This is a genomic window from Planococcus koreensis, assembly GCF_004761975.1.
Classification (GTDB): domain Bacteria; phylum Bacillota; class Bacilli; order Bacillales_A; family Planococcaceae; genus Planococcus; species Planococcus koreensis.
Genome location: NZ_RQII01000067.1, coordinates 34,135 through 47,897, shown reverse-complemented (window position 1 = coordinate 47,897; position 13,763 = coordinate 34,135). Strand labels below are relative to the sequence as shown.

Here is a 13,763-nt window from a genome sequence, read left to right as displayed (position 1 = left end):
AGAAGTCGATCCGCTGCTTGGCATTTACGCAGCGGTAGCGAGAAGAAAAGCCGTACGAAACACACGAAGGCTATATGCCGCACGAAAAGCTCAGCCAGCTTCGAAGCGATTCAATTGTATACAAGCGGCAGTGCAGCGGCAATCTGCAAAAGAGCATGAACGCGGCCGGATCCCTGGTCGGTTTTTGACGACATAGACAGCGCTTGACTTAATTCACATTAAACGCTGGACTGAGCGCAGCGAGGGAAGCGGCTGAGGCCGTGCCCGCGGAAAGCGTCCGTCTGTCTCTGCATCGCCTCGCTAGCTTCGAGACAATAAAGTGCGCTGCAGCGAAATGAAAAAGATGGGGCAATATGGGTTGATGCTTTGGCTTTCTGGCAGTAAACTAAGAGGGATGGCAAATCCTGACTACAAAGTGGGTGTGCCGCTTTGTTTTACTGGCCTTCTAAAAAGGGTAAAGAATAGCTTACAAGGACTCTGCGCAAAACAGATAGGCCTGTTATGCCTGCAGATGTGCAAGGGACCTGATAATCGATTCAAGCGATGAAGGAGAAGTGATTTGCTTATGACAACGGAGCAGCAGTATTTTGAGAATGGCATTTCCATTGAAAGCTATATGGCGCAAATGGAGTCCAACCAAGAAAAGTCCTATTCGATTTATGAGAAATTCAATTTGCCTGAAGACCCGGAATTGACGGCGTTGCTGAAAGAAAAGCAGCCGCATATTCTGGTGATTACAGAAGACTGGTGCGGCGACGCGATGATGAACAACGCGATACTGCGGAAGATCGCAGAAGCTTCGGGCATCAAGGTCCGCTGCATTGCAAGAGATGAGAATTTGGAGTTGATGGACCGCTATTTGACGAATGGCGGCCGGTCGATTCCGAAATACTTGATCTTATCGCCGGATGGCGATGTGCTGGGAACGTGGGGCCCGAGAGCGCCGCAAGTCCAGGAGTTCGTGGACGAACAAAAAGCGAAGCTCCCGGAAAAAAGCGATCCGCAATACGAGATCCACACGAAAACGATTTACGGGGAAATTTCAGATGGCTTTACATGGAACAGCGATTTTTGGCAAATGGTATATGATGATTTACGGAAAGCGTTCATGGAAAGTTTGAAGTAAGGGAAGGCCGGCTCAATGTCGGTTTTTTTCTTGGCTGGAACTTTTTCGGGCGCAATGAATCCTATGGAGTATAAAGAACGTTGAGAAAGGCTGAATCTGGTATGAAACGTGCACGAATCATTTACAATCCGACTTCCGGGCGGGAACTTTTCCGCAAACATTTACCGGAAGTGCTTGAGAAAATGGAAAAGGCAGGGTATGAAACGTCTTGCCACGCTACAACAGCCGAAGGCGACGCCACAATTGCTGCTGCTGATGCAGTGAAACGGAAGTTTGATTTGATTGTCGCGGTGGGCGGCGATGGAACCTTGAACGAAGTGGTGTCAGGCGTATCCGGATTTGAAGAACGCCCGAAAATCGGCTTGATCCCGATGGGGACGACGAATGATTTTGCGCGTGCTGTCCATATCCCGCGGGATATCAACAAAGCGGTCGACATCATCATTGAAGGCAATTCGATTCCGGTGGATGTCGGGCTCATGAACGACCGCCATTTCATCAATATTGCCGGAGGCGGCAGGTTGACTGAATTGACGTATGAAGTGCCGAGCAAGCTGAAAACCGTGCTTGGGCAAATGGCGTATTATTTGAAAGGCATTGAAATGCTGCCTTCCATCCGTTCTTCGAAAGTCCGCATTGAATACGACGGGCATGTGTTCGATGACCATGCGATGATGTTCTTGATTGGTTTAACGAATTCGGTTGGCGGTTTTGAGAAATTGGCGCCTGATGCCAGCATCAACGATGGAAAATTCACCTTATTGATCTTGAAAGAATTGAATATGGCTGAATTTATCCGCGTCGCTTCACTGGCTTTGCGCGGGGAACATTTGTCTGATCCGCATGTCATTTACGCAAAAGCCAGCAAAATCTCGGTGTCCTCCGATGAGCGGGTCTTGTTGAATCTTGATGGCGAGTACGGTGGCTTGCTGCCGGCGACTTTTGAAAATTTGGGACGCCACATTGAAGTGATGGTGCCGATCGATTCCATCAATGAAAAAGACCGCAAATAAGAACTAGGCACACCAATTCTTGCGCCAATACGAAAAAAGCTGCACCAAAACGTCATTTTAAATGACCTTTTGGTGCAGCTTTTTCAATGGATTCTATAGTAATTCGATTGCAGCATCCTGTTCAGCCGCCAGTTTCGGCAGGTTGTCGATCGGCTCCCAGTGGAACTCGAACGTACGGCCATTGTCCCGGCCGTCGCTGACAATCGTATGTTCCCATGATTCGATCGGCTCGCCGGTATATTCAAAATGGAAGATGTTCCGCTCGTAAGCTTTGTCCTGATGTTCAGGATAATACGTATATTTGTGGATTTTCCCTTCGAATTCCAGCACCATACGAGGCAGTCCCGTTTCTTCCTGGACTTCGCGGTACAAGGCGTCAATGAGCATTTCGCCTTCTTCGATGGTTCCGCCGGGAACTTGCAGACCGGCTTCCGGTTCTCCTTTATGGGTGAAAACCAATAATTCTTTTTTCTCTTGCGGTCCCCGTGTAATGTAAGCAAATACTTTCCGTCTTGTTCTCATGCTGAATCACCCTTTAATTAGTTGTGTTACTAGAATACTAAATATTTAGAAATTTTTCAATCATTTCATTTTATTGTTTGTCACAAGTTATTCAAAGCTGGTGAAAATATCCTGCTGCAAAGGAGTTTAGAAATCGAGCGGCTGGGAGAGATAAGGTACAATAGGGTTATAGCAAAAGCACGGCAATCTTTCGGATTCTGAGAGGGGTAATACGAGATGGGTTTTGAAGACACGGCCTTATTAAGCCGGATTTTAACGTTAATGACACTTTCTTTCCATATTCTCTATGCGACAGTCGGCGTCGGGATTCCATTAATGATCATGATTGCACAATGGGTAGGGATCAAGAAAAACGATGAACATTATATTCTTCTGGCACGCCGCTGGGCACGCGGTTTTGTTATTACCGTAGCAGTCGGAGTTGTGACCGGGACGGCTATCGGCCTTCAATTATCGCTGTTGTGGCCAGAGTTCATGCAGCTCGCGGGCAACGTCATCGCGCTGCCGTTGTTCATGGAAGTATTCGCATTTTTCTTTGAAGCGATTTTCCTCGGCATCTACTTGTATACGTGGGACCGTTTTGAAGACCAGCGCAAGCATTTATTAATCCTTATTCCTGTTGCGCTGGGCGCAGCGGCATCATCGTTATTCATCACGATCGTCAATGCCTTCATGAATTCTCCGCAAGGGTTTGAAATCCTTAACGGCGAATTCGTCAATGTGCAGCCGCTGCTCGCCATCTTCAATCCGGCAGTGCCGACAAAAGTGGCACACGTCATGTCAACGGCTTTCATGACTTCGGCATTCGTGCTTGCGTCAATAGCAGCGCTGCGGATGATCGGCGGCTCTGACCACGTCTACCACAAAAAGGCGTTGTTCCTGACGATGAAAATCGGGTTGATTTTCTCGATTGCAACAGCCATCATCGGCGATTTTTCTGGGAAATACTTAGCTGAATACCAGCCTGAAAAATTAGCCGCTGCTGAATGGCATTTTGAAACGGAAGGGGATGCCGGGCTCATCTTGTTCGGCGTACTTGACGGCCAAGAGCCGAAATACGCCATCAAAATTCCGTATGCGTTAAGCATCCTGGCACACGGTACGCCGGGTGCGGAAGTAATTGGGCTCAACGAGTTCCCGGAAGATGAACGGCCGCCGCTGTGGATCCATTATCTATTCGATACAATGGTCGGCATCGGTATGTGGCTTGCGTTCTTCTCGATGGTCTATGTCGTCGGCGCTTGGCGCGGCTGGGCGATTGTCCGTGCAAAATGGTTCCGCTGGCTGCTGCTTGCAACAGGGCCGCTCGCATTAGTGGCCATTGAAGCCGGCTGGTGGTTCACGGAAGTGGGCCGGCAGCCTTGGATTCTCCGCGGCTACATGAAGACGGCAGATGCTGCAACCACGAGTGGCCAAGTTGATCTGATGATCATCTTGTTCGCAGGCTTGTACATCATTCTCGGAATCGGGACGGTTGTCGTCTTGACCCGTATGTATAAACGCAATCCGGTCGAAAAGGAATTGGCTGACCGTGAAGCGAAAAAAGGCGGTGTCCAAGAATGACGTTAGAAATTATCGGAATATCGGTGCTCTGGCTGTTCTTGTTCCTGTATGTCATTGTTGCTTCCATCGATTTCGGTGCAGGATTTTTCAACGCCTATAGCGCGTTCACCAATAAACAGCATATCCTGACCGGTATCATCCAACGCTATTTGTCGCCGGTGTGGGAAGTGACGAACGTCTTTTTCGTCTTCTTCTTCGTCGGCGTCATCGGGTTCTTCCCGCAGACAGCATTTTATTACGGTACGACCTTGCTTGTTCCGGCCAGCATCGCATTGATCCTGCTGTCGATCCGAGGCTCTTATTACGCCTTTGCGACTTACGGCGCTAAGATCAACCACCGCGGCTATATTTATATGTACGGCTTGTCCGGGCTATTGCTGCCAGCATCGCTATCGCCGGTGCTGGCAATGTCGGAAGGCGGCTTTATCAAAATGGACGGCGATTCTCCGTATCTCGATTATCTGGCGCTCTTCACCAGCCCGTTGACATGGAGCATCGTTGTCTTGAGCTTGGCGGCAGTGCTGTATATCTCGGCGGTGTTCCTGACTTGGTATGCGAGCAAAGCCGGCGACGCGAAAGCAACGCATCTCATGCGCAAATACGCTTTGCTTTGGGCAGGTCCGACAATCATCACCGCAACGGGGATCATTTTTGAACTGCGCAGCCACAATGCGGAACATTACAGCCGGCTGCTCGATCTTTGGTGGATTTTCGGCTTGTCGTTCCTGCTGTTTCTTGGAACGGTCTACCTGCTTTGGAAACGCCGCAACTACGGTTGGGCGTTCATCTTGCTGGTCGGCCAGTTCTTCACAGCCTTTTTCGCTTACGGCGTTTCCCATTACCCGTACCTGCTGTATCCGTACCTGACAATCTACGACAGTTTCACCAATGAAGCCATGGCCATTTCCTTGATCATCGCATTTATTGCAGGGCTCGGCTTATTGCTGCCTTCGCTGTATCTGTTGTTCCGGTTGTTCCTGTTCGATAAAGATTACGTCAAAGGGAAATCGGATTATCACGCATAAAGGAGGAAGCAGAGATGCAGGATTTTCTAATATTCTATGCGCCATTCATCGTTCTGGTCAGTGCCATTATCGGTGCTTTCTGGATTTCCCTGAAAGACGGGATTGTCACAAACGATAAAAAATAACAAGCGCGTGCGGGCGTTTCGCCTGCCGCGTTTTTTCTTTGGCTGCGCATCAGGAAATATGGATTCATTAGTGAATATTGCCTTGGCCCTATGTTATAATGACGGAATGTGAAATGGAGTGAACGAATTGAAACCAGTACAGAAAAATGACAGGCTGCTTGTCCACGTGGAAGACTTGACGCACGACGGCGCAGGCGTAGCGAAAGTGGACGGCTACCCGCTGTTCATCCAAGGCGCGCTGCCGGGTGAGGATGTGCGTGTGCACGTTCTCAAAACCTTGAAATCATACGGCTTTGCAAAATTGCTTGAAATAGAGAATGCCTCACCCCATCGAGTGGATGCACCATGTCCGGTATTCGATACGTGCGGCGGCTGCCAGATCCAGCATTTATCGTACGAAGGCCAAAAAGGGTTCAAACAGAAAATGGTGCGCGATGCGATTACACGCATCGGGAAATTGCCGGACGTTCCGGTGCACGCCGTAAAAGGCATGGAAGACCCGTGGCGCTATCGCAACAAATCACAGATTCCGTTCGGCATCCAAAACGGCCGCACGGTTGCCGGATTTTATGAAAGCCGCTCGCATAATATCGCGGATACGGATGTCTGCCTGATCCAGACCTTCGAAGCGGATGCGATCATGGTGGGTTTGAAAAAAAGCTTGCTTGAAATGGGCATCGAGCCGTTTGAAGAACAAACACATCGCGGCCAGCTGCGCCATGTTGTGGTCCGCAAAGCGCGTGCGACCGGTGAAATCATGGTTGTGCTCGTGACGAAGAAAAAGAAATTCCCTCAGGCAGAGCAGGCGATCGCGTTGATCCGCTCGCTTGTGCCGGACACCGTCTCAATCGTCCAAAACGTCAATCCCGAAAAGACCAACGTCATTTTCGGCAATGAAACCCTCGTATTATGGGGCAAGGAAGTCATCGAAGACCGCATCGGCGATGTGCGGTTCGAGATTTCCGCGCGTTCTTTCTACCAGATCAACCCGGTCCAAACCGAGGTGCTTTATGGGCAGGCGCTCGAGTACGCAGCGCTGACGGGCGAGGAAACGGTCATTGACGCTTATTGCGGAATCGGTACGATTTCGCTGTTCTTGGCGCAGCAAGCAAAATTCGTCATGGGTGTGGAAATCGTCCCGCAAGCGATTGAAGATGCCAAACGCAACGCGGAGCTGAACGGCTTCACGAATACGCTATTCGAAGCAGGACCTGCAGAACAAGTGATTCCGCGCTGGTATAAAGAAGGCAAGAAAGCGGACGTGCTGGTCGTCGATCCGCCGCGCAAAGGCTGTGACGAGCAATTGCTGCGGACTATCTTGCAGCAGCGGCCAGGACGCGTCGTCTATGTATCGTGCAATCCGGCGACATTAGCGCGCGATTTGAGAATCCTCGAAGACGGCGGATACCGCACGAAAGAAGTGCAGCCCGTTGATATGTTCCCGCAAACAACCCATTGCGAAGCGGTGGCTTGGCTCGAATTGGCTTAATGAACGATTAATTGAATGAAAAACCAGGATGCCGGGCGGCGAGCCCGGCATTTTTTTATTAAAAAAACTGCAATGGTGAATTTAAAAAGGCAAAAAAGCTCCAAAGCTAGACGAATGGTTGATTTTTCACTATATTTAGCGCATGGATACAAAACAGCGCCGTGTTTTTTTGAAAGATTATTTAATGCTCTATTTCTAAAATTTGTGGGAGATGCTGGGTGGAGTAGAGAGGGAAAAGCTTTTTTATTGGAGATTATCGACTTGTTTGATAAGCGAACTAAAGAGGTGGACATGCGATGATGTACTGGATTGTTTGTATCACGGCGCTGCTTGCTTCAGGACTGACGCTATTTTCGGGTTTTGGTTTAGGCACAATTTTAATGCCGGCATTCGCTCTATTTTTCCCTATAGAAATAGCCATAGCTATGACAGCAATCGTGCATCTGGCAAACAATGTTTTCAAATTGTTTCTGATTGGAAAAAAAGCGGACAAGCAAGTTTTGATCAAATTCACGCCCACCGCAATTATCGCTGCTTTTGCTGGGGCTTGGCTGCTGACATTATTGACTGGCATGCCTGCAATCGCAAGTTACATGGTTGGAGAACGGCAGTACCATATAACGATTGTGAAAGCGGTCATCGGACTGCTTATGATTGGTTTTGCATTTGTTGAACTGCTGCCGCGATTTGAAAAGATGGAATTTAATAAGAAATATTTGCCTGTGGGCGGCTTAATCAGTGGCTTTTTTGGAGGGTTATCAGGCCATCAAGGAGCGTTGCGTTCAGCATTTTTAAGCAAGGCAGGACTCGATAAAGAAGCGTTCATCGCCACGGGAGTGGTTACTGCCGCAATTGTTGATTTTACAAGATTGTCCGTCTATTTCAGCCATGCTGCCACCGCAGGGCTAGATGCCAATTGGACATTGATTTTAGCGGCGATATTGACTTCGTTTGCCGGTGCCTTTATAGGCTCACGACTAATAAAAAAAATCACTTTGAAAACCGTTCAGCTGATTGTCGGAATCATGCTGATGCTAATTGGTCTTTTCCTTTGTGTCGGATTGATCTGATGGGGAAGGCTGAATTTGATTACCAAGCGCGAACGGTTAATGAAGGCAACTTTATGATGGCGGGACTGGCATGAACAGACCCTAAAACCAGTTCAATAAAGAATGAGTATGCCGAGCGGCGAGCCCGGCATTTTTTTATTGTCCGGATATAAGCGAAAGCGAGCATGCCGAAAAGGTGGACAAAAGTGTGAATTTTCAATATATTTAGCATCAGGAGATAAATATGGCGTGAGGTATTAAGGGGATGGAGGAACAGGGGATGGACAGGGCCAAACTTCTTTACCGTCTAGGTATGCGCCGTGCAAAAGAGCGGATGCTGAATGACTTCGGGAATGGATTTTGGGAGGAATTCAAAGCGAACGCCGATGGCTGGATGCAAGAGATTCTGCCGAGAGTGCCCGATATTGGCAATAGTGTGTTCCGGACGAGCTACGATATGTGCCCATCCTATATTGCCTGGTACAAATCGTTGATGGCAATGGGCTTTTCAAGCGAAGAAGCGGGTGAAGAATTGTGGGTCATGTCGGAGGATCTGCTGAAGCTGATTCCAAAACGGTTGCTTAAGGTGCCGATGAAAGGATATATGGCCGGATTCCGGGATGATGCGGCGCTGCACGAACAGCGGGGCAAAGCAGGGAAGTTGCATCCATACGATTGGCAAATCGTCTTCACCGATCAGGATGACGACCATTTTGAGATTGATATAACGGAATGCGCGATGATGAAACTCAGCAAGGATTTTGATGCGCTCGGCATGTTTCCGGCCGTATGCCGAATCGATTTTCTGGCAGCCAATATTATGGAAAGCGGCTTTTCACGCACAAAGACGCTGGCAGATGGGGACGATTGCTGCAATTGCATGTACGAAGTCGGAGGAACCTGTGAATGGAACCCTGAGCGGGGATTTACAGATAGGAAATAAAAAGCGGAAGGGGCGGGGCATGATGAAAATCGGCATTATCATCCATTCCATGACCGGGCACACATTTAATGTAGCGGAGGAACTGAGCCAAAAGCTGATGGACAAAGGGCATACGGTGGAATTGAAAAAAGTGGTGCCAGTGGAAGAGCAGCCGAAAAATCCGAAAAACGTGCAGCTGAAGGAAATTCCGCCTGTCGAGCCTTACGAACTAGTCGTATTCGGGGCACCCGTCCATGGCATGGCAGTTTCCCCCACGATGCGCCTGTATTTGGAACAGCTTCCGGATCTGGGTGACAAAATGGTGGCGATTTTCGTCACGCAATCGTTCCCGTTTCCGTTCATGGGTGGCAGCCGCTCTGTGGGGCAGATGAAGAAAATCTGCGAATCGAAAGGTGCAGACGTCTATGAGACAGGTGTCATCAACTGGTCCCGCAAGACGCGGCAGGCAAAAATCGAAGACATGATTGATCGATTCTGCGACTTTTCCGATCGGCCTCTTAAGGCGCCGGCTGGCAAATAAGGCGGACAAAAATAATTGTTTTATTTCTGCAGTCGAAAGGTTTTAAGACCGTGTGTTCGAGGTAAAGAAAAGAGAGTAAATTGCTAAGGAGAGAACGGCCATTATGGAACACATACCAGAATCGAAATTCGAAGATAAACGCTCGATCATCATCGATCATTTAGTTGAACAGAATGTATTTAAAATAGATGGAAGACAGCTGTACGAATTGTCTCTGTATGAATTGATGAAAAGCTATACTGAAGAAGTTTAAGCCGGCCAATCCGGCTTTTTTCAATGGCGGGAAATAATAGAGTGGAATCAGCTGTACATCCGGAAATGGAGGGAACCTGATGCATCATAAAAAATTGGAACAATACCGGCTTGAACAATTGGATGAGAAAACAATTGCAGAACTTCAGCAGGAAATGGCTGAAGGGAAACTGACTTCGGAAGAACTTGTTTTAATGTACAAAGAGAATATTTCACTTTCGGGTGGAAGCCTCAATGCGGTGCTGGAACTCAATCCTCAAGCGGTGCAGATTGCACAGGCGATGGATTTTGAACGCCTGCATAAAGGCGTACGTTCGCCGCTGCACGGCATCCCGGTTTTGCTGAAGGACAATATAGACACAGGCGACATGATGCATACAAGCGCAGGTTCTCTTGCGTTGAAAGACCATTACGCACGATGTGATGCCAAAGTTGTTGAAATGCTTCGCCATGCCGGCGCCGTAATCATCGGCAAGACGAACATGACGGAATGGGCGAACTTTATGACAGATAAAATGGAAAACGGCTTTAGTTCGCGCGGCGGACAAGTGAAAAATCCTTATGGCGCTTTCGATGTCGGCGGCTCGAGTTCCGGTTCTGCTGCAGCAGTCGCAGCCAATTTAGCAGCTGCAGCAATCGGCACAGAAACGTCAGGCTCCATTATCGATCCGGCTGCCCGCAACAGCCTCGTCGGCATCAAGCCGACTGTCGGACTGATCAGCAGAAGCGGCATCATTCCAATAGCGTGGACACAAGACACCGCGGGGCCACTTGCCCGCACTGTCGAAGATGCGGTTACAGTTTTCGCCCAATTGATCGGGCAGGACCCGGAAGATGCCATAACGGCATTCGCCAAGCCTTTCGAATCCTACGACTGGAAGCAGCATTTCAATAAAGATGGCTTGGCGGGAACGAAATTGGGTGTGCCGAGAAATCTTTTTCAAGACAAGCTGTCCACTGAAGAATTGGAGTTGTTCGATGAATCGTTTGAAAGGCTGCGGCAATGCGGGGCAAAAATCATCGACGGCGTCGATTTAGGGGTCACGCAGGAAGATCTCGGATTTGCGGTGCTGCTCCATGAATTCAAAGCGGGCATCAACCACTACCTAGCGAAGACCAACCCGGAAAATCCAATCCGTTCGTTGGATGATGCCATCGCATTCAATCTTGCGCATGCAGAGGAAACATTGAAATTCGGGCAGAATCTTTTTGAACAAGCTGCCGGCACGAGCGGCAATTTAACTGAACGTGAATATGTTGAAGCACTGGAACGGAACCGGTTTTTGGCTGGCAAGCAAGACATCAGCGCGACCTTGGAAAAGACCGGCGTAGATGCCCTTGTTTTGCCGAAAGATTATGGCTGCAACATCGGAGCTGCGGCAGGATTTCCATCCATTACCGTCCCGTTCAGCTACAGCCGTGAAAATGAACCGTTCAATATAACATTCGCAGGCAAAGCTTTCAGTGAACCCGAGCTGATTGAATACGCCTATGCGTTTGAGCAAGCTGTTCAAGGGCGCCGAAAACCATAAAATGAAAAGGACAGAGCAAGAGCCATGAATTCGGCTTTCGCTCTGTCCTTTTGTGTTTAAAGCTTCGCTAGCTGTTTCCATACTTGTTCGAGCAAAGCCAGCAATTCGGCATCGTGTCCGGTTTTGTTGGCGACAGTGCCAAGAACGCTTTCAATCACAGCTTTGCGGGGCTTATTCGCTTGCAATTCGCTGCCGAGGAACGCCACGAGCTGAGCTGTTGCATCACCATCAGCCACTGATTTGCTATAACTTTCGAGCTGGGCGCCGAGTTCAGTTGGTGACAGGTTTTCAGCATGTTTTTTCGGATACAGCCCGCTTATTCGCATGAAGCGGTCTCCTGTAGCGATTTGATGGGCCATGGTCACTTCTAAACGCCTCACGACGAATGAAGCAAGTTCATCGGTCGGGAGCATCTCGTGAGATGTCACTTTCCATAGATGGAAAAGCTGCTGGATTGAGCCGTGCAGCGATGCCGCATTGTCGAGTGCATACGGTTTCGCTTCATTGCCGAAAACATCGACAATCCGGGAAGCAATCCAATCAAGTTCCTTCAGGTAAGTGAGCTTGGAAAACTCCTTCAGTTCCTGATCCTGTGAGTAAAAGATGCTCTCATAAAGTGAAAAGATATTTTTTTCCCGGTTTAATTTAATGCGGATGCTCAATTGTTCAGCGAGTACTTTGGGGTCGTTGACGGGCCTGCCGGCAGCTGCTGCCATCCGCAATTGGCTCAGTTCACTGCTGATCGATTCCATGATGGCGATGAGGCATTGCGTTTTGGAAGTGAAGTAATTATAAAATGTGCCTTTTGAGACGCCGGCTTCATCGAGAATGTCCTGGATCGACGAAGCGTTATAGCCTTTATTGATGAAAAGGGTGTAAGCGGCGTTGATGATGTTCTGTTTTTTTGGATTCATTTTTTTCACCTTTATACTTTCAGTCTAGTTACATAATAGCTTGAAAACCTTTTCAAATCAATTTTATTATACTGACAGTCTATTTCTCTTGATATAAATAGACTGGCGGTATAGAATAATGCAATGAAGTAATGGAGAAATAAAATAAAGAAGAAATTTACGGAGGAATCAACAGTATGACAGAACAGAAAAAACCGCCTTATGGCATAATAGCCATCCTTTTTACCGGAGCATTTGTGGCTATCTTCACGCAAACTTTATTGAATGTCGCTTTGCCTTCCATTATGGCCGATTTGAATATTAAAGATGCCTCGACTGTACAATGGCTTGTCACCGGATATATGCTGGTGAACGGCATCTTGATACCGGCTAGCGCATATTTCATTCAGCGCTATTCGAACCGCTCTATTTTCATCGTTGCGATGTCGCTTTTCTCTATAGGGACATTGATCGCAGCGTTATCACCGACATTCGGCGTCTTGCTTGCCGGCCGGATGATTCAGGCGTCGGGGTCGGCATTGATGATGCCGCTTCTGATGAATGTAATGCTCGCTGCTTTTCCAGTTGAGAAAAGAGGGTCAGCGATGGGATTCTTCGGATTGGTTATGGTTGTGGCACCGGCAATCGGTCCGACGCTTTCCGGCTTTATCGTAGAACATTATTCGTGGCGCGTCCTGTTCTGGATTGTCTTGCCTATTGCTTTGATTTCACTGGCGCTCGGCGCAGTGAAACTGAAAAACCTGACATTCCAAGACCGCGAAATCACGTTGGATAAAGCTTCTGTGATTTTATCCAGCATCGGGTTCGGCGGCGTTTTATACGGCTTCAGTTCTGCCGGCTCGATGGGATGGCAGACCCCGGCAGTCTACGGAACGATTTCAGTGGGGCTGTTGGCGCTGGCAATCTTTATCTGGCGCCAGCTGAAACTGGACAAACCTTTGCTTCAAGTCCGCATCTATAAATATCCGATGTTCGCTTTGTCTTCCGTGATATCAATTGCACTGGCGATGTCGATGTTTTCCGGCATGATTTTGATGCCGATCTATGTCCAGACCATCAAAGGGATATCACCCATTGAGTCTGGTCTGCTGATGCTGCCAGGGGCTTTGCTGATGGGAATCATGTCGCCGATCACCGGCCGACTGTTTGACCGTTTTGGCGCGAGGGTGTTGGCCATTCCTGGGCTGGCGATTGTCGTCATCACAACGTTCCTGTTCAGCCAATTATCGATGGAAACCAGCTTCCTTCAAATCATGGCAATTTATACATTCCGCATGTTCGGGATTTCAATGGTCATGATGCCTGTTATGACGAACGGGCTCAATACGCTGCCAATCAAGTCTTATCCGCACGGCACCGCGATCAATAATACATTGCAGCAGGTGTCAGGCGCTATCGGATCCGCGTTCCTTATCACATTGATGAACATGCGGACCGAATCAGTGGCGCAGGATTTGGCGGCTAGCGGGGCAGCGCCTGAGAGCATCATGAATTCAGCGCTCCTTGAAGGCATCACCTACGCGTTTGAAATATCGACGCTCATCGCAATAGCCGCATTGTTACTGGCGCTGTTCATTAAAAAACCAGCCCGTCCAGTCGAAGAAGCGGAAAAAGAAGAAGTTTACAAGCGCACGAAAGTTGCGGAATCACAATGAAATACCTCGGCTGCCTTCTTTTTCTGAAGGCAGCT

15 protein-coding genes are annotated in these 13,763 nt (G+C 48.6%); 13 read left to right on the top strand and 2 right to left on the bottom strand.

The window, feature by feature from the left end; translation table 11 throughout:
* Window positions 1-565: 565 nt before the first annotated feature.
* Both EGV91_RS15390 and EGV91_RS15385 read left to right on the top strand, forming a co-directional pair.
* Complete coding sequence (locus EGV91_RS15390) at window positions 566-1,126, top strand: thioredoxin family protein (RefSeq protein WP_135505232.1); 561 nt, start codon at window positions 566-568, stop codon at window positions 1,124-1,126.
* 101 nt (window positions 1,127-1,227) lie between these two features.
* Window positions 1,228-2,139, top strand: coding sequence for a diacylglycerol kinase (locus EGV91_RS15385; RefSeq protein ID WP_135505228.1), 912 nt, complete (start codon window positions 1,228-1,230; stop codon window positions 2,137-2,139).
* Between the two features lie 93 nt (window positions 2,140-2,232).
* Here EGV91_RS15385 and EGV91_RS15380 read toward each other — a convergent pair whose 3' ends face one another.
* On the bottom strand, window positions 2,233-2,661 hold the full coding sequence (locus tag EGV91_RS15380) for an NUDIX hydrolase (RefSeq protein ID WP_135505226.1): 429 nt from the start codon (window positions 2,659-2,661) through the stop codon (window positions 2,233-2,235).
* 216 nt (window positions 2,662-2,877) lie between these two features.
* Here EGV91_RS15380 and EGV91_RS15375 point away from each other — a divergent pair, with 216 nt between their 5' ends.
* The 10 genes from EGV91_RS15375 (at window position 2,878) to EGV91_RS15335 (ending at window position 11,159) form a co-directional block, all read left to right on the top strand.
* The gene (locus tag EGV91_RS15375; RefSeq protein ID WP_135505224.1) at window positions 2,878-4,224 is read left to right on the top strand and encodes a cytochrome ubiquinol oxidase subunit I; all 1,347 of its coding nucleotides are present in this window, start codon (window positions 2,878-2,880) and stop codon (window positions 4,222-4,224) included.
* The gene (locus tag EGV91_RS15370) at window positions 4,221-5,249 is read left to right on the top strand and encodes a cytochrome d ubiquinol oxidase subunit II (RefSeq protein ID WP_135505222.1); all 1,029 of its coding nucleotides are present in this window, start codon (window positions 4,221-4,223) and stop codon (window positions 5,247-5,249) included. Before EGV91_RS15375 ends, EGV91_RS15370 begins: the two co-directional genes overlap by 4 nt.
* 14 nt (window positions 5,250-5,263) lie before the next feature.
* Window positions 5,264-5,374, top strand: coding sequence for a cytochrome bd oxidase small subunit CydS family protein (gene cydS, locus EGV91_RS17550; RefSeq protein WP_421958253.1), 111 nt, complete (start codon window positions 5,264-5,266; stop codon window positions 5,372-5,374).
* Between the two features lie 127 nt (window positions 5,375-5,501).
* Window positions 5,502-6,863 carry a 23S rRNA (uracil(1939)-C(5))-methyltransferase RlmD gene (gene rlmD, locus EGV91_RS15365; protein WP_135505220.1) on the top strand — a complete coding sequence of 454 codons (1,362 nt, stop codon included), beginning with the start codon at window positions 5,502-5,504 and terminating at the stop codon, window positions 6,861-6,863.
* A 15-nt stretch (window positions 6,864-6,878) separates the two neighbouring features.
* Window positions 6,879-7,163, top strand: coding sequence for a hypothetical protein (locus EGV91_RS15360; RefSeq protein ID WP_135505217.1), 285 nt, complete (start codon window positions 6,879-6,881; stop codon window positions 7,161-7,163).
* Complete coding sequence (locus tag EGV91_RS15355; RefSeq protein WP_135505215.1) at window positions 7,160-7,933, top strand: sulfite exporter TauE/SafE family protein; 774 nt, start codon at window positions 7,160-7,162, stop codon at window positions 7,931-7,933. The genes EGV91_RS15360 and EGV91_RS15355 overlap by 4 nt, the downstream gene beginning before the upstream one ends.
* A 259-nt stretch (window positions 7,934-8,192) precedes the next feature.
* Window positions 8,193-8,855, top strand: a complete 663-nt coding sequence (locus EGV91_RS15350) for an L-2-amino-thiazoline-4-carboxylic acid hydrolase (protein WP_158290629.1) — start codon at window positions 8,193-8,195, stop codon at window positions 8,853-8,855.
* A 19-nt stretch (window positions 8,856-8,874) separates the two neighbouring features.
* Window positions 8,875-9,375, top strand: a complete 501-nt coding sequence (locus EGV91_RS15345; protein ID WP_158290628.1) for a flavodoxin family protein — start codon at window positions 8,875-8,877, stop codon at window positions 9,373-9,375.
* Window positions 9,376-9,478: 103 nt separating this feature from the next.
* Entirely contained in the window at window positions 9,479-9,628 is a 150-nt protein-coding gene (locus tag EGV91_RS15340; RefSeq protein ID WP_135505209.1) for a Fur-regulated basic protein FbpA, read from the top strand.
* A 79-nt stretch (window positions 9,629-9,707) separates the two neighbouring features.
* Complete coding sequence (locus EGV91_RS15335) at window positions 9,708-11,159, top strand: amidase family protein (RefSeq protein WP_135505207.1); 1,452 nt, start codon at window positions 9,708-9,710, stop codon at window positions 11,157-11,159.
* Window positions 11,160-11,215: 56 nt separating this feature from the next.
* On the opposite strand, the gene EGV91_RS15330 is transcribed toward EGV91_RS15335, so the two are convergent.
* Window positions 11,216-12,073, bottom strand: coding sequence for a TetR/AcrR family transcriptional regulator (locus EGV91_RS15330; protein ID WP_135505205.1), 858 nt, complete (start codon window positions 12,071-12,073; stop codon window positions 11,216-11,218).
* Between the two features lie 176 nt (window positions 12,074-12,249).
* On the opposite strand from EGV91_RS15330, the gene EGV91_RS15325 reads away from it, so the two are divergent.
* Window positions 12,250-13,728: an MDR family MFS transporter gene (locus tag EGV91_RS15325; protein WP_135505203.1), complete on the top strand. Its 1,479-nt coding sequence runs from the start codon at window positions 12,250-12,252 to the stop codon at window positions 13,726-13,728.
* The last annotated feature ends 35 nt before the right edge of the window (window positions 13,729-13,763 follow it).

Coding starts and splice junctions, on each gene's coding strand:
- cydS (WP_421958253.1), top strand. CDS start 5,264: ATGCAGGATTTTCTAATATTCTATGCGCCATTCATCGTTCTGGTCAGT.
- EGV91_RS15370 (WP_135505222.1), top strand. CDS start 4,221: ATGACGTTAGAAATTATCGGAATATCGGTGCTCTGGCTGTTCTTGTTC.
- EGV91_RS15345 (WP_158290628.1), top strand. CDS start 8,875: ATGATGAAAATCGGCATTATCATCCATTCCATGACCGGGCACACATTT.
- EGV91_RS15355 (WP_135505215.1), top strand. CDS start 7,160: ATGATGTACTGGATTGTTTGTATCACGGCGCTGCTTGCTTCAGGACTG.
- EGV91_RS15340 (WP_135505209.1), top strand. CDS start 9,479: ATGGAACACATACCAGAATCGAAATTCGAAGATAAACGCTCGATCATC.
- EGV91_RS15380 (WP_135505226.1), bottom strand. CDS start 2,661: ATGAGAACAAGACGGAAAGTATTTGCTTACATTACACGGGGACCGCAA.
- EGV91_RS15375 (WP_135505224.1), top strand. CDS start 2,878: ATGGGTTTTGAAGACACGGCCTTATTAAGCCGGATTTTAACGTTAATG.
- EGV91_RS15325 (WP_135505203.1), top strand. CDS start 12,250: ATGACAGAACAGAAAAAACCGCCTTATGGCATAATAGCCATCCTTTTT.
- EGV91_RS15385 (WP_135505228.1), top strand. CDS start 1,228: ATGAAACGTGCACGAATCATTTACAATCCGACTTCCGGGCGGGAACTT.
- EGV91_RS15390 (WP_135505232.1), top strand. CDS start 566: ATGACAACGGAGCAGCAGTATTTTGAGAATGGCATTTCCATTGAAAGC.
- EGV91_RS15335 (WP_135505207.1), top strand. CDS start 9,708: ATGCATCATAAAAAATTGGAACAATACCGGCTTGAACAATTGGATGAG.
- EGV91_RS15330 (WP_135505205.1), bottom strand. CDS start 12,073: ATGAATCCAAAAAAACAGAACATCATCAACGCCGCTTACACCCTTTTC.
- EGV91_RS15350 (WP_158290629.1), top strand. CDS start 8,193: ATGGACAGGGCCAAACTTCTTTACCGTCTAGGTATGCGCCGTGCAAAA.
- EGV91_RS15360 (WP_135505217.1), top strand. CDS start 6,879: ATGAAAAACCAGGATGCCGGGCGGCGAGCCCGGCATTTTTTTATTAAA.